The sequence below is a fragment of the Streptomyces sp. NPDC006435 genome (genome assembly GCF_040612315.1).
Taxonomy (GTDB): Bacteria; Actinomycetota; Actinomycetes; order Streptomycetales; family Streptomycetaceae; genus Streptomyces.
Genome location: NZ_JBEXPY010000054.1, coordinates 26297 through 48868, shown reverse-complemented (window position 1 = coordinate 48868; position 22572 = coordinate 26297). Strand labels below are relative to the sequence as shown.

21 protein-coding genes and 2 pseudogenes are annotated in these 22572 nt (G+C 71.5%); 5 read left to right on the top strand and 18 right to left on the bottom strand.

The genetic code is table 11. From position 1 onward, the window contains the following. Window positions 1-171: 171 nt before the first annotated feature. The 7 genes from ABZZ04_RS33995 to ABZZ04_RS33965 all read right to left on the bottom strand — a co-directional run bounded on the left by ABZZ04_RS33995 (window position 172) and on the right by ABZZ04_RS33965 (window position 9867). Window positions 172-1542, bottom strand: a complete 1371-nt coding sequence (locus ABZZ04_RS33995; protein WP_356936081.1) for a serine hydrolase domain-containing protein — start codon at window positions 1540-1542, stop codon at window positions 172-174. 23 nt (window positions 1543-1565) lie between these two features. Continuing rightward, the gene (locus ABZZ04_RS33990; protein WP_356936080.1) at window positions 1566-3482 is read right to left on the bottom strand and encodes a S9 family peptidase; all 1917 of its coding nucleotides are present in this window, start codon (window positions 3480-3482) and stop codon (window positions 1566-1568) included. Beyond that, window positions 3479-4303 (bottom strand): ATP-binding cassette domain-containing protein, encoded by an 825-nt coding sequence (locus ABZZ04_RS33985; protein ID WP_356936079.1) that lies wholly within the window; start codon window positions 4301-4303, stop codon window positions 3479-3481. The genes ABZZ04_RS33990 and ABZZ04_RS33985 overlap by 4 nt, the downstream gene beginning before the upstream one ends. After that, on the bottom strand, window positions 4300-6216 hold the full coding sequence (locus ABZZ04_RS33980) for a dipeptide/oligopeptide/nickel ABC transporter permease/ATP-binding protein (protein ID WP_356936078.1): 1917 nt from the start codon (window positions 6214-6216) through the stop codon (window positions 4300-4302). Before ABZZ04_RS33980 ends, ABZZ04_RS33985 begins: the two co-directional genes overlap by 4 nt. A gap of 2 nt (window positions 6217-6218) precedes the next feature. Then, complete coding sequence (locus ABZZ04_RS33975; protein WP_356936077.1) at window positions 6219-7205, bottom strand: ABC transporter permease; 987 nt, start codon at window positions 7203-7205, stop codon at window positions 6219-6221. Next, entirely contained in the window at window positions 7205-8815 is a 1611-nt protein-coding gene (locus ABZZ04_RS33970) for an ABC transporter substrate-binding protein (RefSeq protein ID WP_356936076.1), read from the bottom strand. The genes ABZZ04_RS33975 and ABZZ04_RS33970 overlap by 1 nt, the downstream gene beginning before the upstream one ends. A 428-nt stretch (window positions 8816-9243) precedes the next feature. Beyond that, window positions 9244-9867, bottom strand: a complete 624-nt coding sequence (locus tag ABZZ04_RS33965; protein ID WP_356936075.1) for a TetR/AcrR family transcriptional regulator — start codon at window positions 9865-9867, stop codon at window positions 9244-9246. A gap of 178 nt (window positions 9868-10045) precedes the next feature. On the opposite strand from ABZZ04_RS33965, the gene ABZZ04_RS33960 reads away from it, so the two are divergent. Further along, window positions 10046-11230: a M20 family metallopeptidase gene (locus tag ABZZ04_RS33960; protein WP_356936074.1), complete on the top strand. Its 1185-nt coding sequence runs from the start codon at window positions 10046-10048 to the stop codon at window positions 11228-11230. 283 nt (window positions 11231-11513) lie between these two features. Further along, a pseudogene (locus tag ABZZ04_RS33955) lies at window positions 11514-11615 on the top strand (transposase); the annotation flags it as partial. A gap of 87 nt (window positions 11616-11702) precedes the next feature. Here ABZZ04_RS33955 and ABZZ04_RS33950 read toward each other — a convergent pair. Beyond that, window positions 11703-12008, bottom strand: a complete 306-nt coding sequence (locus tag ABZZ04_RS33950) for a hypothetical protein (protein ID WP_356936073.1) — start codon at window positions 12006-12008, stop codon at window positions 11703-11705. A 128-nt stretch (window positions 12009-12136) separates the two neighbouring features. Between ABZZ04_RS33950 and ABZZ04_RS33945 the strand changes: the two genes are divergently transcribed. After that, the gene (locus ABZZ04_RS33945) at window positions 12137-12841 is read left to right on the top strand and encodes a hypothetical protein (RefSeq protein WP_356936072.1); all 705 of its coding nucleotides are present in this window, start codon (window positions 12137-12139) and stop codon (window positions 12839-12841) included. Then, window positions 12838-13227 carry a GntR family transcriptional regulator gene (locus ABZZ04_RS33940; protein WP_356936071.1) on the top strand — a complete coding sequence of 130 codons (390 nt, stop codon included), beginning with the start codon at window positions 12838-12840 and terminating at the stop codon, window positions 13225-13227. Before ABZZ04_RS33945 ends, ABZZ04_RS33940 begins: the two co-directional genes overlap by 4 nt. Window positions 13228-13291: 64 nt before the next feature. Here ABZZ04_RS33940 and ABZZ04_RS33935 read toward each other — a convergent pair whose 3' ends face one another. Together ABZZ04_RS33935 and ABZZ04_RS33930 are read right to left on the bottom strand one after the other, a co-directional pair. Then, on the bottom strand, window positions 13292-13906 hold the full coding sequence (locus ABZZ04_RS33935) for a DUF4240 domain-containing protein (RefSeq protein ID WP_356936070.1): 615 nt from the start codon (window positions 13904-13906) through the stop codon (window positions 13292-13294). A gap of 35 nt (window positions 13907-13941) precedes the next feature. Then, window positions 13942-14310 (bottom strand): hypothetical protein, encoded by a 369-nt coding sequence (locus ABZZ04_RS33930; protein ID WP_356936069.1) that lies wholly within the window; start codon window positions 14308-14310, stop codon window positions 13942-13944. Window positions 14311-14830: 520 nt separating this feature from the next. Here ABZZ04_RS33930 and ABZZ04_RS33925 point away from each other — a divergent pair. Further along, window positions 14831-15250 (top strand): annotated as a pseudogene (locus ABZZ04_RS33925) (response regulator transcription factor); the annotation flags it as partial. Between the two features lie 125 nt (window positions 15251-15375). On the opposite strand, the gene ABZZ04_RS33920 reads toward ABZZ04_RS33925, so the two are convergent. From ABZZ04_RS33920 to ABZZ04_RS33885, 8 genes are all read right to left on the bottom strand, one after another. Then, on the bottom strand, window positions 15376-15891 hold the full coding sequence (locus tag ABZZ04_RS33920) for a GNAT family N-acetyltransferase (protein WP_356936068.1): 516 nt from the start codon (window positions 15889-15891) through the stop codon (window positions 15376-15378). 63 nt (window positions 15892-15954) lie between these two features. Continuing rightward, the gene (locus ABZZ04_RS33915) at window positions 15955-16704 is read right to left on the bottom strand and encodes a DUF6390 family protein (RefSeq protein ID WP_356936067.1); all 750 of its coding nucleotides are present in this window, start codon (window positions 16702-16704) and stop codon (window positions 15955-15957) included. Beyond that, the gene (gene hypE, locus ABZZ04_RS33910; protein ID WP_356936083.1) at window positions 16705-17793 is read right to left on the bottom strand and encodes a hydrogenase expression/formation protein HypE; all 1089 of its coding nucleotides are present in this window, start codon (window positions 17791-17793) and stop codon (window positions 16705-16707) included. It abuts the gene before it with no gap. A gap of 8 nt (window positions 17794-17801) precedes the next feature. Continuing rightward, window positions 17802-18905: a hydrogenase formation protein HypD gene (gene hypD, locus ABZZ04_RS33905; protein WP_356936066.1), complete on the bottom strand. Its 1104-nt coding sequence runs from the start codon at window positions 18903-18905 to the stop codon at window positions 17802-17804. Beyond that, a complete protein-coding gene (locus ABZZ04_RS33900) occupies window positions 18902-19198 on the bottom strand; it encodes a HypC/HybG/HupF family hydrogenase formation chaperone (RefSeq protein ID WP_356936065.1) in 297 nt (98 codons plus the stop codon). Before ABZZ04_RS33900 ends, hypD begins: the two co-directional genes overlap by 4 nt. Before the next feature lie 57 nt (window positions 19199-19255). Next, a complete protein-coding gene (hypF, locus tag ABZZ04_RS33895) occupies window positions 19256-21802 on the bottom strand; it encodes a carbamoyltransferase HypF (protein ID WP_356936064.1) in 2547 nt (848 codons plus the stop codon). Between the two features lie 2 nt (window positions 21803-21804). Continuing rightward, window positions 21805-22335 carry a hydrogenase maturation protease gene (locus ABZZ04_RS33890; protein ID WP_356936063.1) on the bottom strand — a complete coding sequence of 177 codons (531 nt, stop codon included), beginning with the start codon at window positions 22333-22335 and terminating at the stop codon, window positions 21805-21807. A gap of 7 nt (window positions 22336-22342) precedes the next feature. Next, entirely contained in the window at window positions 22343-22555 is a 213-nt protein-coding gene (locus tag ABZZ04_RS33885; protein WP_356936062.1) for a hypothetical protein, read from the bottom strand. Between the last annotated feature and the right edge of the window lie 17 nt (window positions 22556-22572).

The following is a 22572-nucleotide window of genomic DNA, read 5'->3' as shown; positions in this document are numbered from 1 at the left end:
ACCCACTCGGGCGCCACACCGGTCAACCGGGCACCGAGACCGGCGACGACCCCCGCACAACCGACAACCGCAGCCAAGTCCTCACTGGGCGACTCGGTACGCACCAGCTCCTCGATGTCGTCCAGCATCCGCGGCAGCCCGGCCTCCAGAGCGGTGACGATCTCGGTCACGTCAGCCCACCTTGGGGGTGGCCCGGCCACCGTGGTGGATGTACGGGGTGCCGTCGGCGAGTGTGTAGAACACGACCGGGACCCAGAGCTCGAATCCGGGCCGCTGCACGACGAACAGCCCGGGTTCGACGGGGTGCAGTTCGTACTCGTTCTCCGTGTCGGGGGCCAGTTCGGCCAGGGGGCCGGTGATCCGGTCCAGCATCACCAGGCCGCCGTCCCGCTCCACGATCTCCACCCGGCTGGAGAGCCGCTGGTACACGCCGACGTAGTCGGCGGGGTCCACCGCCACCGGCTCCGTGGCGGGCTCGAGGGTGGTGCGCATCGTCACCCCGGCCAGGTCCTGGACGATCTCGGCGTACAGGTCCCGGTAGAGACCGGAGGTGTCGCCGCCGTTGGTGAGCAGGCAGATCGCCAGCTCGGCCTCGGGCAGGACCCGCAGGTAGGCGCTCTGCCCGATCGTGTTGCCGTCGTGCCCGTACACCCGTTGTCCGTCCCAGGTGTCGAGGAACCATCCGAGCCCCCAGGCGTTGCCCAGGATGTACGGGTCGGGCAGTTCGACCTGCGGGGTCTGCATGGCGGCGACGGACTCCTCCGAGAGGAGCTTGGTGCCGTCCGCGGCGACGCCCTTGTCGAGGTGCAGTCGGACGAACTCCAGCACCTCGCGCGGTGTGGAGCAGATCAGTCCGGCCGGCCCGGCCGAACGCATCAGCCCCCACATGGGGGCCTGCGCCGGCGGACTCCCCAGGTGCCCGATGGCGGCGCGGAAGCGCAGCACCTCCTCCGGCAGGGTCGCGGTGTGCGTCAGGCCGAGCGGCCGGTACAGGCGCTCGCGCATCAGCTCGTCCCACTGGACGCCGGTGACGACCTCCAGCACCCGGCCGAGCAGGGTGAAGCCCGCGTTGCAGTACGACATGGTGGCGCCGAGCGGGTGGTTGGGGGTGGTGTCGCCCAGCAGCGCCACGTACTTCTCCAGGCAGTCGTCGCCCCGGCCGGTGTCGGTGAAGAGGTCGCCGTCGATGCCGCTGGTGTGGGTCAGGAGGTGCCGGAGCGTCAGCCTCTCAGTCAACTCGTCGGTGGCGAGCCGCAGTTCGGGGAGTACGGAGGAGACGGGGGCGTCCAGTTCGAGGACGCCCTCGTCGACCAGGGCCATGGCCACCGTGGTGGTCCAGACTTTGGAGATCGAGCCGATCTGGAAGAGGGTGTCGGTGGTCGCCCCGATCCCGGCCTCCGGGTTGGCCATGCCGATGGCGGTCTCCGCGACCAGTTCGCCGCGGTGCAGGATGCCGAGCGAGGCGCCGGGCACGGAGTGACGGGCGGCGAGTTCGGTGAGGCGGGCGGCCCAGCGGGCTGACAGCTCGGTGGTGTCGGTCATGTCGTGCTCCGATTCCGTTTCGTTCAGCGGTTGGTGTGCGTGGTGACCCATTCGATCAGCCTGCGGGAGTAGTCCTCCCGGTGCGATGGCCGGCCGTCGAGGAGGAAGAGGTGCGAGCTGCCGGGGTAGACGACCAGCCGGGCCGGTACGTCCCTGGTGCGCAGGGCGTGGAACCACTGTTCGGCCTGGCCGACCGGGCAGGTGTCGTCCGCGCTGCCGTGCAGGATCAGGGTGGGCGCGCGCACCGCGTCGGCGTGGCTGAGCGGGGAGAGTTCCGCCAGCCGGGCCGGGTCGCCGATCTCGTGCTCGGCGATCAGGTGTCCTTCTTCGGAGGTGCCGGCCATGCTCTTCAGGTCGACCAGGACGCCGCCCGGGACGACGGCGGCGAACAGGTCGGTGCGGGCGGAGAGCCAGCAGGTCAGGTAGCCGCCGTAGCTGTAGCCCGTGAGCGCGATCCGGCCGGGGTCGACGAGCCCCTCGGCGACGAGGGCTGCGACCGGTTGCAGGACGTCCTGTTCGTCCGTCTCGCCCCAGGCGCCCACCGCACCGGTGTAGAACGCCTCGCCGTAGCCGTCGCTGGCGCGGACGTTCAGCGTCAGGATCGTCCAGCCCTGTGTGGCCAGTTCCTGGTGGTAGAGGTGGACCGGGTCGGAGTGCGGGGCCCAGGCGTTGTGCGGGCCGCCGTGCACGTCCACCAGCAGCGGGCCGCCCGGGGGAGTGTCCGCGGCCCGGGTGATCATGCCGTGCACGACGGTGCCGTCCGCGATGTCGAACTCGCGTTCGGCGACCGGGTGGAGGGCGATCTCCGGAAGTGACCGCGCCATGTGGTCGGTGAGCCGCGCGGGCTGCTGCCCGGACGTCCAGTCGTCGAGGTCGAGCAGCACGACCTCGGCGAAGCGTGCCGCGTCGGAGACCACGACCGCCGCCCGTCCGGCCTTCGCGGAGACCGAGCAGCCACTGACGCCGGTGCCGACGGACAGTGGGGAGGCACTGATCCCGGCCGCACCCACCCGGTAGAGGCGGGTGGCCCCCCGGTCGCGGGCGCAGAACATGATGTCGTCGCCGTGGAACTGCGGCAGCGCGCCCGGGTAGCCGGGCCCGCCGGGCAGGACGTTGCGGTCCAGGGCTGCGCTGACCGGGACCGGGGCGGAGCCGTCCAGCGGCTGGCGCAGCAGCTCGGAGTGGCCGACGCCGAACGTGGTGCGGCCGACGACGAGCAGCGCGGATCCGTCGGGGTACCAGCTCACCGGGCCGGCGAGACCGTCGGCGGGGCCGATCCGGCGGGGCTCGGGCGTGTCCGTCCCGACCTCCACGACGTGGGCGGCCGAGGGGCCGAGCACCGCCGAGTCCGGGCCGGTCTGCGCGGGGTAGGCGAGCCGGGTGCCGTCGGGCGACCAGCTCGGCGAGCCGACGTGCCGGTCGTCGTGCGTGAGCTGTACGACCTCGCCCGATTCCACGTCCACCACGAACAGCTGCGTGCGGACCGGGCCGATCAGGCCCGCCCCGTCCGCCTTCCAGCCGAGGGCGTCGATGACGACGGGTGCGCTGTCCGCGCGCCGGCTCTCGGGGGCGGCGAAGGCGATGCGCGTCCCGTCCGGGCTCCAGACCGGTACGCCCGCCCCGGCAGGGCACCGTTCGGGGGTGATGAGCGGTACGGCCTCTCCGCCCTCGGCGGACAGCAGATGGAGTCGGCCGGCGCGCAGGAAGGCCAGTCGCGCCCCGTCCGGGGACCAGCGCGGCGCGGTGTCCGCCGGGCCGTGGGTGAGGCGCCGGGCCGGGCCGCCTCCGGCGCGTACCTCCCAGATGGAGCGGAGCACCCGGTCGTTCCCGGCGTCCTGCGTGGTCAGGGTGTAGGCGACGCGTTCGCCGTCGGGCGACAGCGCGGGGTCGCCGGGGATCTCGAACCGGTACAGGTCTTCGATTGTCAGCGGTCGGGTCATGACGCCTCCTCGGCGAGGGCAAGGTCGGGTACGCAGGAGATGAGGTTGCGGGTCGTCGGGTGCTCCGGGTGGTCCAGCACCCGGTCGGTGGGGCCGCATTCGACCAGGTGTCCGCCGTCCAGGACGGCGACCTGGTCGCAGAGGTAGCGGACGACCGCGAGGTTGTGGGAGATGAAGAGCATCGCGAAGCCCAGTTCGCGCTGGAGCCGGCGGAGCAGGTTGAGCACCGCGCCCTGTACCGACACGTCGAGGGCCGAGGTGATCTCGTCCGCGATCAGCACGGCGGGCCGGGCGGCCAGGGCCCTGGCCAGGGCGACCCGTTGGCGCTGGCCGCCGGAGAGGGCGTCCGGGGTGAGGGCGGCCCGTGCGGGGTCCATGCCGACGAGCTCCAGGTAGCGCGCCACCTCGGCGTCGCGTGCGGCACGGCGTTCACGGGCCGGGGCCCGCCGTCCGCTCCGCGCCCCGCTCCCCGTGCCGTTCCCGCTTCCATTCCCGTTCCCGTTCCCGCTTCCGCCGGACAGTGCCTCGGCCACGGAGGCGCCGACGGTCATGCGGGGGTCGAGCGAGGCGTACGGGTTCTGGAACACCAGCTGTACGGGGCTTCGCCCGCGCCGGCGGGGAGCCTCGCTCCCGTCGATCAGTATCTGCCCGGACTGTTTCGGCGCCAGGCCGACGACGGCCTTGCCCAGGGTCGATTTCCCGGACCCCGACCCGCCGACCAGTCCGGTGACCGTGCCTTCCGGCACCAGCAGGTCGACGTTGTCCACGGCGGTGAAACGGCCGTAGCGGACCGTGATCCCGCGCAGTTCGAGTGAGCTCATGAGGTGGCCCTTGCCGTGTGTGCCGTGGACGCGACGGGTCGGCCCGCCGCTGCCGTACCGACCGGGTACCAGCAGGCGACCTGCCGTCCCGGCCCGAGGTCCGTCAGTTCGGGGGTGTCTTCGTGGCAGCGTTCCCGGGCCCGTTCGCAGCGCGCCGCGAACGGGCATCCCGCGCCGGTCTCCCCCGGCTCCGGCGGCCTGCCGGGAATGGTGGCCAGCTCCGTGCCGCGGTCCGTGGTCATGGTCGGGACCGCCCCGACCAGTGCCCGGGTGTACGGGTGGGCGGCGCCGCCGAGGAGCTCGGTGACCGGGAGGTTCTCGACGACCAGGCCCGCGTACATCACCAGGACCCGCTCGCAGACCTGGGCGACGACGGCGAGGTCGTGGGAGATCAGCAGCAGCGCGGCGCCGGTTTCCTCGCGCACCTCGGCGAGCAGGTCGAGCACCTGTTGCTGGACCGCCACGTCGAGCGCCGTGGTGGGCTCGTCGGCGATGATCAGTTTCGGCTTCCCCATCAGCCCCATCGCGATGACGGCGCGCTGCCGCATCCCGCCCGAGTACTCGTGCGGCCGCTGCCGGGCCCGGTGTCCGGGGGTGGCGATACGGACGGCGCCGAGCCGGTCGACGGCACGCGCCGTGGCCTCGGCGCGGCTCGCTCCCAGGTGTACCTCGGCCACCTCGGCGAGCTGCCGGCCCACCCGCAGGGCGGGGTTCAGCGAGGCCATCGGGTCCTGGAAGACCATGGCGAGTTCGGTGCCGAGCCGCGAGTCCGCCCGCAGGTCGTGCCCGTCGAAGCCGAGGGCTCCGGCCGAGACCCGGCCCGGATGCGGCACCAGGTCCGCGAGCGCCAGCGCGCTCAGGCTCTTGCCGGATCCGGATTCGCCGACCAGGCCGACGGCCTCGCCCTTGCCGATGTCCAGCGAGATCCCGCGTACCGCCTGCCGCCCGCCGGGGAACGTCACCCGCAGGTCGCGCGCCCGGACCAGGGCACCGCCGTCGTGCTCGGCGGCCGGTTCGTCCGGTGTCACCGGCTGCTCCTGCGGTGCCGTCTCCGGTGCCTGTGGCGCCCGTCGGCCACCGGCCTGTGCGAGCGCCTCGCCGACCAGCCCGAACATCAGCCCCGTCAGGACGACGGCCGCGCCGGGCGCCAGGGCGGCCGCCGGATTCACGAAGATGCGGTTCAGCTGTTCGTTGAGCAGCCGCCCCCAGTCGTACTGCGGCGGCTGTACGCCCAGCCCGAGGAAGGAGAGGCCGGAGAAGGCGACCAGGACGCCGCCGGTCGCCTGGGTGGCGAACAGCACCGACGGTTCGGCGATGTTGGGCAGCAGATGACGTACCACCATCCTGAACCGGCCCACGCCGAGGATCCGGGCGGCCGCGACGTAGTCGGAACCCGCGATCGACGCCGTCAGGTTCTGTACCAGCCGCGCCATGGGCGGAACCATGGCCAGCCCCACCGCGAACACCGCGCCGGTGCTGCCCACCCCGAAGACCGTGGCGAGGAAGAGCAGGAACAGCAGCCCCGGAAAGGCCACCAGCACGCCCACGGTCGCGGTGATCAGCCGTCCGAGGCGCCGGCCCACGACCGCCGGGGCGACACCCAGCAGCAGCCCGCCACCGACGCCGATCACGGCGGCCAGCAGGGTGAGCCCCAGGGTCAGCCGGGTCGCCACCACGACACGGGCGGCGATGTCCCGGCCGAGCTGGTCCGTGCCCAGCCAGTGGGCGGCGCTGCTGCCCTGGTTGATCGCGTCCGTGTCGACCTGAGCCGCCCGGTCGCCGAGCAGCACGGGACCGAGGACGGCGACCAGCGCGACCAGCAGGCAGGCGGTGAGCGCGGTGACGCCGATCGGTGTCCGGAGGGTACGCCCGAGCCGGTGCCGCAGCGAGCTGTCATGGTCGTGATGAGGCATCGTCAACTCCCGCGGACGGTGGACTGGGGGTCGGCGACGGCCACGGCCACGTCGACGACGAAGGTGATCAGCAGTGCGGCCGCCCCGTAGACCAGCACCACGCCCTGGACCAGCGGATAGTCCTTCTCGGTGATCGCCTGGACGATCGTGGTGCCGAGGCCTGGCCAGGCGAAGACGTTCTCGACCAGCACGGTGCCGGCGAGCAGCGAGCTGAAGAGCAGGCCGCCCAGGGTGAGCGAGGAGGTCAGCAGATTGGGCAGCGCGTGCCGCAGATAGCGCAGCCGGGCCGGAAGCCGCTTCGCCCGCGCGGTCCGCATGTAGTCCTCGCCGAGCACCCGCAGCGCCTCCACCCGGACGATGCGCGACAGGGAGGCCGCCGGTACGACGGTCAGGGCCAGCACCGGTAGTACGTAGGAGTCCACACCGCCCCGCGAGGCGACCGGGAAGAGCGGCCAGGCCACCGCGAACGCCGCGATCAGGCCCACCGCCAGCAGGAATTCGGGCACCGCGCCCAGAAATCCGGTGACCCCGGTGAAGGCGAGTTCACCGCGCCGCCTGCGGCCGTCCTTGGTCAGCACCGCGGCCGTCATGCCGACGGGTACAGCGATCAGCAGGATCAGCGCGAACGCCGGAACGGCGATCTGCAGGGTGGCCGGCAGCCGGCCGGAGATGATGTCGGAGACCGGCATCTGCGCGCCGATCGACTCCCCGAGCCTGCCCTGGAGGAGATTTCCGACGAAGTCGGCGTACTGCTTCAGCAGCGACTGGTCCAGGCCCAGCGACTCCCTGCGGGCCGCGACCATGGCCGGGTCGGCCGTGGTACCGAGAGCGGCCCGGACCGGGTCGCCCGGAATCAGGTGGATCATCGCGAACGCGGCCGTGACCAGCGCCGCGAGCGAGACCAGCAGTCGCCAGGTGCGGCGCAGGAGGAATCCGGCCCAGGGGCTGCGGAGCCTCGCCCCCAGGGCGTCCGGGGTGGTCGTCGCCATCAGCCGGCGCTCCGGCGCAGGGTGCTCGGCACGATGCCGCTGCCGTCCACCTCGAAGGTGACGCCCTTTCCGTAGTACCGGTTCGCCTTGCTGACGATCGGCGCGATGTCGACGTGCTTGACCAGGGCGGCGTCGGCCGCTTCCCACAGGGGGCAGCCGGAGTCGCCGGGCTTGGCGGCGGCCCGGGCGATGAGCCGGTGGTAGTCGGGGTTGACCACGGAGCCGAAGTTGTTGCCCTTCGGCGGCGGCGGACCGTCGTAGAACTGGGTGAGCTGGTCGGGAAGTGTGACTCCGATGGGCGCCCAGGCGATGTCCCAGTCGCCGCCACCGAGCGTGCTGATGATGCTGCCGGACCCGGTGGGTTTCGCCGTCGCCTTCACACCGAAGGACGTCCACTGCTGGACGGCCAGTTCGACCGCCGAGCCGACCTGGGGCCCCTGGTTGGTCGCGTAGCTGAGCCCGACGGCGAGCGGCTTGCCGTCCTTGGTCCAGGTACCGCCGCTCTTCTTCCAGCCGGCCGCGGTGAGTGCGGCGGCGGCCTGCGCCGTGTCGTGGGCGGGGAGGTTGCCCGTCACCGTGTCACCGGTGCAGGGGGTGGGGGCGATCTCGCCGATGCCGGTGGCCGGCTTGCCCTTCCCGCCGGTGGCGACGCTCCCCAGCTGCTTCAGGTCCAGTACGGAGACCAGGGCCTTGCGCACCGCGGGATCGGCGGTCGGACGGCCGGCGGCCTGGTTGAACAGGAACTGTCCGAACAGCGCCGTGGAACTGCGGTACTTCACCTCGGCCGCGTCCAGTCGGTCCTGGTCGGCGCCGTTGATGAGGGCGACATTGATCTGACCGGCCATCAGGAGATTGGCCGCGGTCGACTCGTTGGCGACCACCTTGACCACCACCTTGCCGGGCATGCCCGCACCGGTGGACCCGTGGGGCCCCCAGCTGTACTTGTCCCGCTTGACGTACGTGTAGTGGTCGCCCGGAACCGCTTCGGTCAGCCGGTAGGGGCCGCTCGCGTTGGTGGCCCTGGCCAGTGCGGCCGGTTTCGCCAGACTGTTCTTGCAGAGCAGCGGCAGCAGCCGGGCCATCTGCACGATGAACGGCGCGGGCTTCGTGGTGGTGACGGTGACCGTCCGGGTCGCTTTGTCGGCCTTCGCCACGGCGGTGACGGGGACCGAGAGGCCGAGCATCGGCGACTGGTTCTTCGGATCGGCGATGTGGTTGTACTCGGCCGCCACGTCCTCGGCGGTCAGCGGCGAGCCGTCCTCGCAGGTGACACCGGAACGGATGGTGAACTCCGCCGAGGTGGTCGTGGCGGACCACTTCTCCGCCACTCCCGGCACCAGCGAGCCGTCGGCGTCGATGTGCACGAGCGTGTCGTACGCGAAGGAGTTCATCGCCAACGCGGTACTGACCAGCGCTGTCGTGGGGCTGAGGCTGCCGGGGTCACCGGCGACGGCGACAACCACCGTCGACCCGTCTCCGCCACCGGCGGACGTGTCGCCGCCGCACGCGGCCGCAGTGCCGACCAGGCCGAGCACCGTGACCACCGCGGCCGCCGTCCGGTTCCTGCGGGCCGTTCTGCTGCTGGTCTCCGTGCCTGCGGTGCTGGCCATGGTCACCTCCGGGGGAGCGGCACCCTGCCGCCGAGTGAGGGAACAGTAGGCAGCGGCGAACCGTCTCCGAATGGTGGCGCCGCACAAAAAACCGGCTCTCCGACGGTGCTCCGCACCGAAGACATACGCCCGGGTACAAGGACGGAGAGGTTCCGTCGGATTCCCGGACAGGGGCCGACGCCCGAACCGGCGGTTGATCCCTCGGCCGCCCCGGCGGTCGATCCGGCGGCCGGGAGTCCCTGAGTACGGATTCGCTCGAACGGCTCCCGCGGGAGGCGTCACGCCGTTCAGCCTTTGCCGGGACCGCGCCGGGCGGCGGGGCGGGGCGGAATGGGGCGAGGCGTCCCCGGATGTCTCGCCCCTCATTCCGTCACAGGCCGGCGTCGCGGTGGGGGTGCAGCCGTCGACCACGGTGAGTCGGACGCCGGTCAGTCGGCCGGAGGGCCGCCGGTCCGGCCTTCGGCGGGCAGGCGCGGCACCTGTCCCGCCAGGGCGAGGTCAACCAGCTGCCGCACCGTGTCGTCATGCACGGGAGCGGGCCGGAAGGACCGCCGGTAGACGAAGAACCCGTTCCAGAGGTCGAGCAGCGCGTCGGCGTCGATGTCCGCGGGGAGGTCGCCGCGGGCGATCCCGCGCTGCATGACGGCCCGGACCTGGTCCCGGCGCCGCAGCACGACATCGAGGAAGGACCGGAGGACGCCCGCTTCGTCGACTGCCGCCTCGGTCAGACACAACCGTGTGAAGGTGTCCCGGGCGCGGGTGAATTCGTCGATGTGGTCGAAGACGACGTGCAGTTCGGCGCGGGTGTCACCGAGGTCGGGAACGGCGCGTACGTCGGCACGGGCGACGAGCGCCTCGGCGGTCACCGCCGCCTTGTGCGGCCACCACCGGTAGAGGGTCTTCTTCGACACCTTCGCGCGTACCGCGATCTCGTCCATGGTCATGCCGAGATAGCCGACCTCGGCGAGCAACTCGTCGGCCGCGCCGATGACCCGGTCCCGGACGTCCTCGCTGCGGGGCCGGCCGACCGGTCGCTGAGTGATCTTAGCCATGGCATTCCATTTCGGGGCATGCGGCGCCGCACGTCAATGGGAAACGAATGGTTTCCCCGAGACGATGCCTCCATTGCCACCTCCTGGCTATTCTCCGGACGAACGAGTAGACATGGGATCGCTTGAGGAAACGGATAGTTTCCATTTTCGCATGCCTACTTCAGTGGAGGGGATCCCCATGCCCGCAGCCGACTCATCGCTCCGCGACCGCGTCGCCGCCCGCCTCGGCACGTACGAGGACCGGCTTCTGGAGCTCAGCCACGCCCTGCACGACGATCCGGAGATCTCGTTCGCCGAGACCCGGGCCGCCGAACGGCTCGCGGTACTGCTGGAGGACGCCGGCTTCGCCGTGAATCGCGCGGTGTGCGACCTGCCGACCGCGCTGACCGCCGAGTACGGCAGTGGCGACCTGACGATCGGGGTGTGCGCGGAGTACGACGCGCTGCCCGAGATCGGCCATGCCTGCGGACACAACATCATCTGCGCCGCCGGTGCGGGCGCGGCGATCGCGCTCGCCTCGGTCGCCGACGAACTCGGCTTCCGGGTGAAGCTGCTCGGCACCCCGGCCGAGGAGGAGGGAGGCGGCAAGGTGCTGATGCTCGAACGCGGCGCCTTCGACGACGTGACGGTGGCGATGATGGTGCACCCCTTCCCCGTGGACATCACGGACCCACGCGGCTCCAGCAACGCGGTCGGTCGCTTCGAGGTCACCTTCACCGGCCGGGCCTCGCACGCCGCGGCGGCCCCCGAGGGCGGGCTCAACGCCGCCGACGCGGCAGTCATCGCCCAGGTCGCGGTGGGCCAGCTCCGCCAGCAGCTGCGGGACGGGTACCGGGTGTCCGGGATCGTCCGTCTCGGCGGGGAACGCACGAACATCATCCCCGAGCGGTCGGTGCTCGAGTACGAGGTGCGCACCCCCACCGGCGGGGAACTCACCGACCTGCGGGAGCGGGTGCTGAACTGCTTCCGCGGCGCCGCGCTCGCCACCGGAACGGCCGTGGCCGTACGGCAGATCCAGCCCGACTACCTCGATCTGCGCCATGACCCCGCGCTGATGGCCTCTTACGCCCGCAATCTGCGCGCGACCGGGCGGGAGGTACCCGAGCCCGGTCCGGTACCGCAGGGCACGGGCGGCTCCACGGACATGGGCAACGTCACCCACGCCCTGCCCGCCATCCACCCCGGCCTCGGGGTGCTGGGCGCCGGTGGCATGCCGCACACCCGGCAGTTCGCCGAAGAGACCGCGAGCCCGGCCGCGGACGACGCGGTGCTCGACGGAGCACTCGCGATGGCATGGACCGGCCTGGACCTGGCCTCCGATACCGAGTGGCGGGCCCGCTGCGCAACCGCTCGGCACGGCTGACGCACGCAGGGCCCGGGGCAGGATCCGGGTTGTGCCGGGGCGTGCGATGCCGGCGTCATGACCGGTCGGCCCGAGCGATCGGAGATCTCCGTTGTTTGCCGATCCGGTCGGGACATGTCCGACCGGGACGGACCGGCCGTACTGCTGACTGCGTACCATCTGCAGACTCAGGTCGAGAAGGCGAGGCCGTCGCCGACGCGGGTGGGCTGCCGGAATGGAGTTCCCCGGGGTCGGGACGGCTTGATGCGGGGGCGTACGGGTCCTGGAGGAAGCAGTCCAGGCAGTGGGTAGGAAGAGCGGCACGCGCAAGCGGTACACGGCCGAGTTCCGGAAGGATGCCGTCGAGTTGGTCTGTTCCTCCGGGCGGACGGTGACGGAAGTGGCCCGGGAGTTCGGGGCAGCTCACTTGCTGGAAGCGGCCACCGCATCGGCCCGGCGAGTGCCTGCTCGGCCAAGGCCGGGCCCATCGTGTTCACCGCGCCTTCGGCGGCCCGCCGAGCACGAGGCGGTCCTCGCCCTGGCCGACGGCCCGGGCGGTCCGGCGGCGGCGGGCGAGGTGGGCGTCCCGGCGCGGGTTGCCGACCGCGTCCAGCAGCGACTGGTGACGGTCACGGCCGAAGCGCCAGAACGCGGGCCCGGCCGGGCCGTGCTCGCGCAGCAGGTCCAGCGTGGTCGCCACGATCGGGATGCGGCGGTCGTAGGAGCGGTAGCGGTCCTCGGCGAGTGGTGCGAGAGAGCAGGAGGCCGGAGGCCGGTATCGGACCAGGAAGTGTGTCACTTCCTTGACACACTTCGACGCGTCGGGCAGTGTGTCATGGAGTTGATACACATCGAGAGGGAACGGGGTCGGCCATGTCTGCTGCCGCTGAAACGGAAAGAGCATGGCGGGCGAGGCTGGACACTCCTGTGCGATGGGTCGGTGCGGCGTCCGGTCTGGCCGTCAACGCCCTGGTCTCCTTCAGCCCCGAGCCCGATGTGGATCTGCTGTACGGGTTTCCCGTATTCGGTCTGTGCGTCATGGGCGGTGTGTTCGCAGCGGATGTGGTCACGCGCCCGAGTCCTGGCCGGCTGCGAGTGGCCGAAGTGGCGCCGCGCCGGATCCGGGACCACTTGCCCCGATTCCTGACTGCCGCACTGGTCACGCAGGCTGTTGTCCTGACGGTGCTCCTGATCGTCGCCGCCGCGACGGGCTCGGAGGACGCCGACGGCCGTGCGGGACGGGCTCTTTCCGTAGCGTGCCCGAAGGGCAACCAACTGCTCTCGCCCTGGCCCGGCCCCTACTACGCCTGGCCGACCCTCGGCGGTCTCGCCCTCGGCACCGTCGCCTGCGCGTTGCTTCTGCGCCACGTCACCGCGCGGCGCGGGAGCGACGACCAACGCCGCACGAGCGTCCGGGCGGCGGTCGGCGCCTGGGGAGTGGTGGTGACCGCCCCTCTTTTCGCCGTATCCTTGACGATGGGCGCTGCGGTACTGAGCATGTCCTGCGCGGGCGGGATGAAGAGCGTGGCCCTGTGGGGGCTGGCCGTCACCGCTCTCACCTCCGCACTGACCGCGTCTCACTGTCTGGGAGTCCTGCTGCTGCCGCAGGCATACATCAAGGCTCGACCATGACGACAAACGGCATCAGCGTCAACGTCAACCAGGCTTCGCCTGTCCCGCCGTACGAGCAACTCCGCGCACAACTGGCGGATCTGATCTCCGTCGGTCGGCTGAATCACGGGGACAGACTGCCGTCCGTGCGCCAGCTCGCCTCCGACCTCGGGCTGGCCAACAACACCGTGGTGCGGGCATACCGCGAGCTGGAGACCGCCGGTCTGGTCAAGAGCCGCCGCGGCTCCGGCACTCAGGTCGTCGCTCCTGCGGCCACTGCCGACATCAAGGTGAAACTCGCGGAACACGCGCGCAGTTACGCGGCCGTGGCCAGGCAGCTCAAGGCCACTGACGAGGAAGCCCTCGCGGCGATCCGACAGGCTCTCGCGTGCCGCGATACGCCGTGACCCCGGAGAGGTGACCCCGGAGAGGGCCGGGGTCGTGTTTCAAAAGTCCCGTCCGCCCGGCGGGTCACGTGCCGGGGCCGGTTTCTGCGGGAAAGAGGGCGTCGGGTCGCGGTGTCCCGATCCGCACCGTCGCTTCTGCGGTGCGGATCGCTTCCTCGGGCTTCGTCCATGTCTCCTGGACGGTATCCAGGGCCTCGTGGAACGCTTCCAGGCAGTCGTTCCCCCGGCCCGTCAGCTCGTCGAACACCTCCTGGGCCACGTAGTCGAGCTCCTCCCGTTCCGGCCACTCATCGTCACACCACTCGCGCGGATGCCGTCCCGCCGGGGCCCGCACCTCGGCGACGTCGGCGAGGGCACCCGGATCGGCAAGCACCGCCCTGTACGTCCCTCGCCCCTGGGCCACCAGCCTGAGCGCGAAGCAGTCGAAGCCGTCGTCGGAGCACAAACCACTCTCGATCCGGCGCACCGCCCGCCACAGTGCGTCCGTGGCGACCGCCTCGCACGCGGCCTCCAGATGTGCCTGGAACTCCACTGATTCCGCGGCCGGCCGGGCCCGCAACTCCCCGCGCAGCCACTCCAGCCGTTCGTGCCGGTCACCGGGGCGACGGCCCAGCTCATCCATGAGCGCCCAGAAGGTCTTCTCGTCCGTGCCGCCCAGGATCGCAACCACCACTGACACCCCCGAGAGCCCCGTGCGAAAACAGCAGTGGCGGATCACGGAGCCTCGGGCTGGGGCTCCTCACCGTCGTAGGCCGCCAGTGCGGCCTGGCGGTATTCCAGCAGGTCGCCGAGGCCCTCGTGGGCCACGTGCTCCCGGGTCAGCGTCACCATGGCCCTGGCCTCGACCGAGGCCCATGCGTGCCGGGCACGCTTGTTGGCGCGGCGCCTGGTGTCGCTGCGCAGGAAGCCCGCTCCCGCCGCGAACCCGGCAGCGGCCAGAGCGGCAAGGGCGGCGGGAACGCGCACGTCCGCCGAGGCCAGTCCTGCCGCTCCCGCCGTGCCCGCGAGCAGGGCTGCGGGGAAACCGAGGGCGATGTCCAACTTGGCCCAGGACTCGGCCCGGCGGACGTGAGCTTCCCACAACGTTGTGCCGCCAGCTCGTGCAGCCGATCTTGCCGATGTGCGGCGGCAGATGAACGGCACCGGGTTCGGTACCGCTCGATGACCAGCCGCACCCCGGTCGCATCACCCGACCGCCGGACCGAACCTTCTCCGGAACCGCGAGCCCGGGACGGCCTTCACCGAGATCACCGCCCAGGAGGAAATCCTCCGGGCCCGGCCCCGCCGCACCGGGCACGACGGAACACTGGAGTCCAGCATCCGCGCCGCCCAGTACCGGGCCCGTACCGGGTACGGCCAGGCGCCACCACCGTGCCGGACCGAGCCCGGCACACAACCGCGACGCAACCCCCGGCACCGACCACGGACGCCTGACGCGGAGTACGCATATGCCCAGCGCAGGGCGGCCCCCTCCGGCTCACAGTCCAGGCCCTGATGCGCCTGACCGGCGAAGGCCAGGCCGACCTCGCCACCGGCACCGGCCCCGGCGGGACACCGGTTGGTCGGTCCGCGCAATCCTGCCCGCCCCCGGCGAGGAGACCCGTTGAGTATCCGCGTCCTGCTCGCCGACGACCAGACGATGATCCGCAGCGGCCTGCGCCTCATCCTGGAGGACCAGGACGACATCACCGTGGTCGGCGAAGCCGCCGACGGCGCCGAAGCGGTCGAACTCGCCCGCCGACTGCGCCCGGACGTGGGCCTGGTCGACATCCGCATGCCCGGACTGGACGGCATCGACGTCACCCGTGCCCTGGCCGGCCCCGGAATCAACGACCCGCTCCGGGTGGTCATCGTCACCACCTTCGACCTGGACGAGTACGTCCACGGCGCACTGCACGCCGGGGCGGTCGGCTTCGTCCTCAAGGGCGCCGCCCCCGCCCTGCTCACCGAGGCCGTCCGGGCCGCACACGCCGGGGACGCCCTGATCTCCCCGTCCATCACCCTGCGCCTGCTCCGCGACCTCGCCCCGGCGCGGACGGCGGCCGCGGCCCGGCCCGCCCGGCGTTGAGGCGCTCCACTGCCCATGAGGGCCACGCCGCAGCCGTCTGCTGCTACGGGCGACTCCTCCGCTTCACCACACAGGATCTCTCACAGGTTCTTACGCATGGACATCGACGACACTTCGTAGCCGCTGTGGCGGTACATTGCGATGGCCGCCTCGTTGCCTCCGACGACATCCAGGGCGAGCGCTGTCCTGCCCTCGTGAGCGACGAGTTCCTCGGCGGCCGCGAGGACGGCGGATCCGTATCCACGGCGTCGGAACGGCTCGAAGACGTTGACGTCGTACAGCCAGGCGGAGTCGGCGGTGCCCGACGCCTGACCCGGGTCCGGACCGATCCACGCGTTCCCCACCACCTCGCCCGATCCGTTCTCCGCCATCACGAGATGATGACCGGCCGTGTCGACGCCGTCAGGGAGGAACGTGGCCGTGCCGTGCCGTACCCGCTCCCGCGCCGGTTCTTCCGGCATGAACTTCCCGAGCACACGAACCGACTCGGATTCACGATGCTCAGCCGTCGCGTGATACTCCGCCGACGTCGGGAAGGCGCTCCCCGTCCGCGCGGCGGCCGACGTGCTCCTCGACCCGCTCGGCAGCCCGAACACGGTCCCCGACCACGGGGTCGGTGTCGGGAAGACCGCCGAGCGGATCGGCGGAGTCCTCGGCTGTCAGCCCGGAGCGCCGTGGCTGCCGATGCCCGGTTCAGGGGGAGAGAGGCCCAAGTCGGTGCGTCGGCGTTCCTCAAGGAATTCGATGCGCCGGGCCTGTTCGTCATTGATCACATCGCACACCCAGTCCCAGTGCAGCGCCACCCGGTCGCCGGCGGAGAGCCCGTCGAGCAGCGTCAGACCACCGGCCGAGCAGCGTACGGTCTCCTCCCGCCACGAGCCGTCGGTCAGCCCCGCGCCGTCCCAGCACAGAGGGCGTGACCGCACGGTCGCGATGTCCCTGTCGGCGGCCACGACCACTCCCGTACGGACCCGGCACTGGTCGAGCACGGACAGGGCGGTCGGATGGCCCACCGACCGCAGCATCGGGGCCCACGGATACACCTCGAACACCTGGAAGCTGTGATGGGCCAGGGCGCGCCGCCCGGCGTCGCGCCAGGTGCCGCCGCGCTGTCCCCGGAACCGGTCGGTCATGCGCTCCACCAGGGCGGCGGGATCGGCCCGGTCCAGCAGCTCGTTGCCGATCCAGTACGCCTCGACCACCCGTACGTCGAGCGGGTCCGCCAGGCCGGCCGTCTCCGCGAGGAACTGGAGATAGCACCAGGCCCCCTCGAACTGCCGAGCCCGCCGCTCGATGTCGGCGGTCGCGTCACGGCGCAGAAGGGCCGACGCATCGGCGGGGCCGCAGTAGCCGAGCTCGTTGGGCGGGTAGGCGTATCGCGCGAACAGCAGGGCGCCCTCGGCACTCACTCAGCAGATCCTCGGTAGTTGTTCGCCGATCGGCAGCCCGATCACCCGGCTCCCGCCCAACCCCGTCTTCGCCACGACCATCCCGGCATGATCCGGAACACAACTGCCGATCCTGCAGGCGGACCTGCCCAGGGGATGGGCCCGCATGGCGGCCAGCACCCGGTCCGCGTCCTCCGCCGGGACGATCGCGATCAGTTTGCCCTCGTTGGCCACCTGGAGCGGGTCGAGCCCCAGCAGGCTGCACGCGTCGCGCACCGTGGGCGGCACGGGAAGCAGCCGCTCGACCAGTTCGATGCCCACGTCCGAGGCGCGGGCGATCTCGTTCAGCGAAGTCGAGACGCCCCCGCGCGTGGGATCCCGGAGCACATGGAGGTCGGTACCGGTGGCGAGCATGGCGGCGACCAGTCCGTGCAGCGCGGCGGTGTCGCTCTCCACCGTCGTGCCGAATTCGAGGCCCTCCCGGCAGCTCATGACGGCCACACCGTGCACGCCGATGTCGCCGCTGACGAGCACCGCGTCGCCGGGATGAGCCCGGCGCGCGTGGATGTCGACACCGGGAGGGATCACGCCGATGCCCGAGGTGTTGAGGTAGACGCCGTCACCACTGGCGTGCTCCACGACTTTCGTGTCCCCGGTGACCAGGCGTACGCCGGCGTCCTCGGCGGCCCGGCCCACGGCCTGTGCGATCCGGCCGACGTCGCTCAGCGCGGTGCCCTCCGCGAGAATGAAGGCGGTGGACAGGAACAGGGGCGTCGCACCCGACATGGCCAAGTCGTTGACCGTGCCGTTCACCGCCAGATCACCGATCGATCCTCCGGGGAAGAACATCGGCTTCACCACGAACGAGTCCGTGGAGAAGGCGAGGCGGGTGCCGGATCCGACCGTCAGGACGGCCGAGTCACCGAGGTCGGCGGAGGCCGCGGCACCGTACGCGGGCAGGAACAGGTGCTCGATCAGCTCACCGGACATCGCACCGCCGCCCCCGTGCCCCATGACGACGGACGGGATGTCCCGCAGCGGGACCGGGCAGGTCCACCCCTCGAATTCGAGGTCGGGCACGTCGTTCGCCACAACGGTCATGTCCTGCATCGCGTCAGTCACTTCGCATCGACCAGTTCCAGGCGGCGGTGGGTGTAGTACGCGGCACACGCGCCCTCGGACGACACCATGGTCGCGCCGAGCGGGTTCCTCGGCGTGCACTCCTTGCCGAACGCCGCGCACAGATGCGGCTTGATCAGGCCCTGGAGAACCTCGCCCGAGCGGCAGAGCGACGACTCGGCGGTGTGGATGCCCGTCACGTCGAACCGCTGCTCCGCATCGAACGCCCGGTACTTCCCGGAGAGCTTCCAGCCGCTGCGGGGAATCATTCCGATGCCGCGCCAGGTCCGGTCGGTCACCTCGAAGACATCGGCGAGCATCTCCATGGCGGGCACATTGCCCTCCGCGCGCACGGCCCTGGGGTAGGCGTTCTCCACCTCGTGCCGACCCGTCTCCAGTTGGACAACGGTTCGGCGGATCCCTTCGAGGATGTCCAGCGGCTCGAAGCCGGTCACCACGATCGGCACCTTGTACTTCCGGGCCAGCGGCGGGTACTCGGCCGTTCCCATCACACTGCACACGTGGCCCGCGGCGAGGAACGCCTGCACCCGGCAGGTCGAGGACTCCATGATCGCGGCGATCGCGGGCGGCACCAGCACGTGGGACACCAGCAGCGAGAAGTTCCGCACCCCGAACCGCTGGGCCTGGTACACCGTCATGGCGTTCGCGGGGGCGGTGGTCTCGAACCCGATCCCGAAGAAGACGACTTCGCGGTCGGGGTTCTCCCGGGCGATCCTCAGCGCGTCGAGCGGCGAGTACACCACGCGTACGTCGCCGCCGGCGCTCTTGACGGAGAAGAGGTCCTGGCTGCTGCCGGGCACGCGCAGCATGTCGCCGAACGAGCAGAAGATGACGCCGGGTCGGGCGGCGATCGCCAGCGCCCGGTCGATGGTCTCCAGCGGGGTGACGCAGACGGGACATCCCGGTCCGTGGATCATCTCCACGCTGTCCGGCAGCAGTTGATCGATGCCGTGCCGGATGATCGAGTGGGTCTGGCCGCCGCAGACCTCCATCAGCGCCCACTTCCGCGTGGTGGCCGCGTGGATCTGGTCGATCAGCTTCTTCGCGACATCGGGATCACTGAACTCGTCGAGGTACTTCACCGGTCGGCTCCTTCGGGAGAGGCACCCTGTCGGGCTGCGTATTCGAAGCCGTCTCCGAACTCCTCGGCCAGGATGCCGAGCCGCTCGAAGTCGGCGAGGGTGTCCAGGGCCGACCGTTCGTCGAGGCGCTGGATGGCGAATCCGACGTGCACGATGACGTACTCACCGACTGCCGCATCGGGGATGTACTGGAGGCACACCTCCTTGCGCACCCCGCCGAAATCGACCTCGGCCATCACCGTGCCGTCGACTTCGGCGGTGCTGAGGACACGCCCCGGAACAGCCAGACACATGGTCTCTCTCCTCTGTGGATCCCTCTTGAGGTACGGCGGTGCGGTCGTGCGGCGGCGTCATCCCGATGCGGCGATCATGAGCTGGCCGAGGGCGATCCCGCCGTCGTTCGGGGGAAGCAGGCGCGGCCGCAGGACGGTGAAGCCCCGCTCGGTCAGGCCGCGTTGCGTGGCTTCGAGCAGTACGGCGTTCTGGAAGACGCCGCCGCCCAGCGCCACAGTGCCGAGGCCGGTGCGCGAGCGGCAGAGGTCCGCGAGGCGGGTGGTCAGAGCGGCGACGGCGGTGTGGAAGCGCACGGCGATCAGCCCGGCCGGAACGCAGTCCCGCACGTCGGACACCACGGCCCGAATGACCGGACCCGGATCCGCGACGGCGGGTTCCTCCCCCTTCCCGGGCCGGATGCCGAAGCGGTAGCCGCCCTCCGGTGCCGCAGGACCGGCTGCCGCGGTACGGGCCAGCCCTTCCAGTTCCATGGCCGCCTCCGCCTCGTACGCCACCACGTGCCGGACGTCGGCCAGGGACGCGACCGCGTCGAAGAGCCGGCCCATGCCCGACGTGGGCACGCAGCCGAATCCGGTGGCGAACTGATGGGCCAGCACGTCGCGTTCGGCAGGCGGGCAGGCACGGACCGCAGGCATGTCGTCGGCCCAGGGGATGCCGGCCGCGTGCAGATGCGCGAGGGCCATCCGGTACGGCCGCAGCACACTCGCGTCGCCTCCGGCCAGCGGAACGTAACCCAGGTGCGCGGCCCTGCCGAACGACGCGTAGCCGGCCACCAGGACCTCACCGCCCCAGGCCGCCCCGTCGGTGCCGTGGCCGGTGCCGTCGAAGGCGATGCCGATCACGCGCTCGTCCGCGCCCAGGCCGTGCTCCGCCATCACGGACGCGATGTGCGCGTGGTGGTGCTGCACGGTGCGGACCGGCCGCCCGGCCGCGTGGGTGCGAGCCCAGCCGCCGGAGTGGTAGCCGGGGTGGCGGTCGGCCACCAGCCGGGTGGGCGCCACCCCGGTGAGGTCCTCCAGATGCTTCTCGGTCCGGGTCAGAGCGCCGACCGTGGAGAGGTCGTCCATGTCGCCGATGTGCTGGCTCAGCCAGGCGTAGCGGCCCTCGGCCAGCGCACAGGTGTTCTTCAGGTCGGCGCCCACGGCGAGTGTCGGGGGCACGTCGAAGGGCAGTGCGAGTGGCAGCGGGGCGTATCCGCGCGAGCGGCGCAGCGGCAGCTCGGCACCGGCGGCCCAGCGGCTGACCGAGTCGTCGCACGGCACATGAATGCGCCGGTCGTGCCGTAGCCAGGCATCGACCAGCGGTGCCAGAGCGGTCAGCGCGTCGCCGTCGTCGGTGACAATCGGCTCGCCCGACAGATTGGCCGACGTCATCACGAGCGCGTCCGGGCCCGGCGGGTCGTCACCGATCCCGAAGAGCAGGACGTGCAACGGGGTGTAGGGCAGCAGCAGTCCGAGGTGGGGGCTGCCGGGTGCCACGGCGTCGGACACCCCGGCCCCGGTGGCGAGACGGGGGAGGAGGACGATCGGCCGGCGCCCACCGCTCAGCAGCTCCTCCTCGTCAGCCGTAGGAGTCACCAGCCCACGCGCGACGTCGAGGTCCGGCACCATCACCGCGAACGGTTTGCCACCGCGCCGCTTGCGCCGGCGCAGCTCCGCCACGGCCGCGTCGTCGCGGGCGTCGCACACCAGGTGGTAGCCGCCGAGGCCCTTGACCGCGATGATCCCGCCCTCGGCGAGAAGCTTCCGCGCGGTCCGCAGCGCGTCCGCGTCGTGCGACGGGAGCACGCCCTCCTTGCCCACGAGTTCGAGCCGCGGTCCGCAGTCGGGACAGGCGATCGGCTGGGCGTGGAAGCGCCGGTCGTGCGGGTCCTCGTACTCTGCCCGGCAGGCCCCGCACATTTCGAAGTCCGCCATGGTGGTGGCGGCGCGGTCGTACGGAAGGCCGGTGACGATCGTGAACCGGGGGCCGCAGTGCGTGCAGGTGATGAACGGGTGGCGGTAGCGCCGGTTCGACGGGTCGCTCAGCTCCTCCAGGCAGTCGTCGCAGGTGGCGATGTCGGGCGAGACCAGCGTCCTGGCCCGGCCGGACGCGCTGGACCGCTCGATGGTGAAGCCCGTACCGCCGCGCGTCGGCTGTTCGCTCGTACGCACGTCCTCGACGACCGCGAGCGGTGGGGCGTCGGCGCGAAGGCGGCGACCGAACTCCTCCACGGCCCCGGCCGTTCCCTCGACCTCGGCGAGCACCCCGTCGCCGGTGTTCGTCACCGAGCCCGTGAGCAGCAGCTCCGAGGCGGCGACATAGACGAAGGGCCGGAAGCCCACCCCCTGCACGACACCGCGCACCTCGAATCTGCGCCGGATCCGCTGCTCCCGGCCGCGGCCCATCATCTCCAGTCCCGACAGGGCCTCCCGGGCCTTCGTCCGGTCGATGAGCTCGACGGCGAAGCCCATGTGGAGAAGCACCCAGTCGTCGCGACCGGGCGCCTCGTCGAGCATGCCGATGTTGACGCGGCGCCTGGCGCCCTCCACGTCCACCAGAGCCAGCTGGCCCGCATACCCGTCCACGATCTCCACGACGCGGCCAGGAATGCCTAGACACATGATCAGGATCTCCGGGGTTCGGCGCTGTTCACGGACGCGGTCGGTACGGCGGGCACGAGCTGCCGGACCAGGGTGTGCACTGCCTGCATCGCCTCGGGCACCGCGCTGTCGACGGCTTCGCTGAGCCCGATGCCCTCCTCTACCCCGGCGGGTGTGCAGCCGACGAGGTAGGTGAGCGGAAGCGTACCGCCCAGTTGGTCCAGATTTGCCAGCACAGAAACCGGATTCATCCCGTGGGCATCGAATTCACCCGAACCGAGGTCCTCCACACCGATGCGGAGCACCGTCACCTCCCCGGGGGCGCCGCCCCCCGGGTACGCGTCGACCAGAACGAGTGCGTCGTACCCGTCGAGCAGGTCGTACGCGAGGTGCATGCCGCGGATGCCGTAGTCCACCACCCGGACCCGCGGGGGCATCCCGCCGTCGCGGGCCAGTCGGCGCACGACCTCCGGGCCGAAGCCGTCGTCGCCGAGGAACAGATTGCCGATGCCCGCGACCAGCACCCGGGCGGTGGTGTCAGGTTCCTTCGCCATCCTCGGCTCAGCCGCCCCCGGACTGGAGGTCGGGTGATTCCGGATCCTGGGCCCTCTCCGGCTGCACGGAGGTGTCGGAGCGTTCGTCCGAGGTGCCCGAGGGGCGGTCGGCCGGCCCGCCCGAAGGCCGGTCCGAGCCGGTGCCGCGGGATCCCTTCGGGCCCCGTTCCTCCTGCGGCTCCTCCTGGACGTCGCTGCTCTTCTCCGGTGTGTCCGCCATGGGGTGCTCCTTCATCA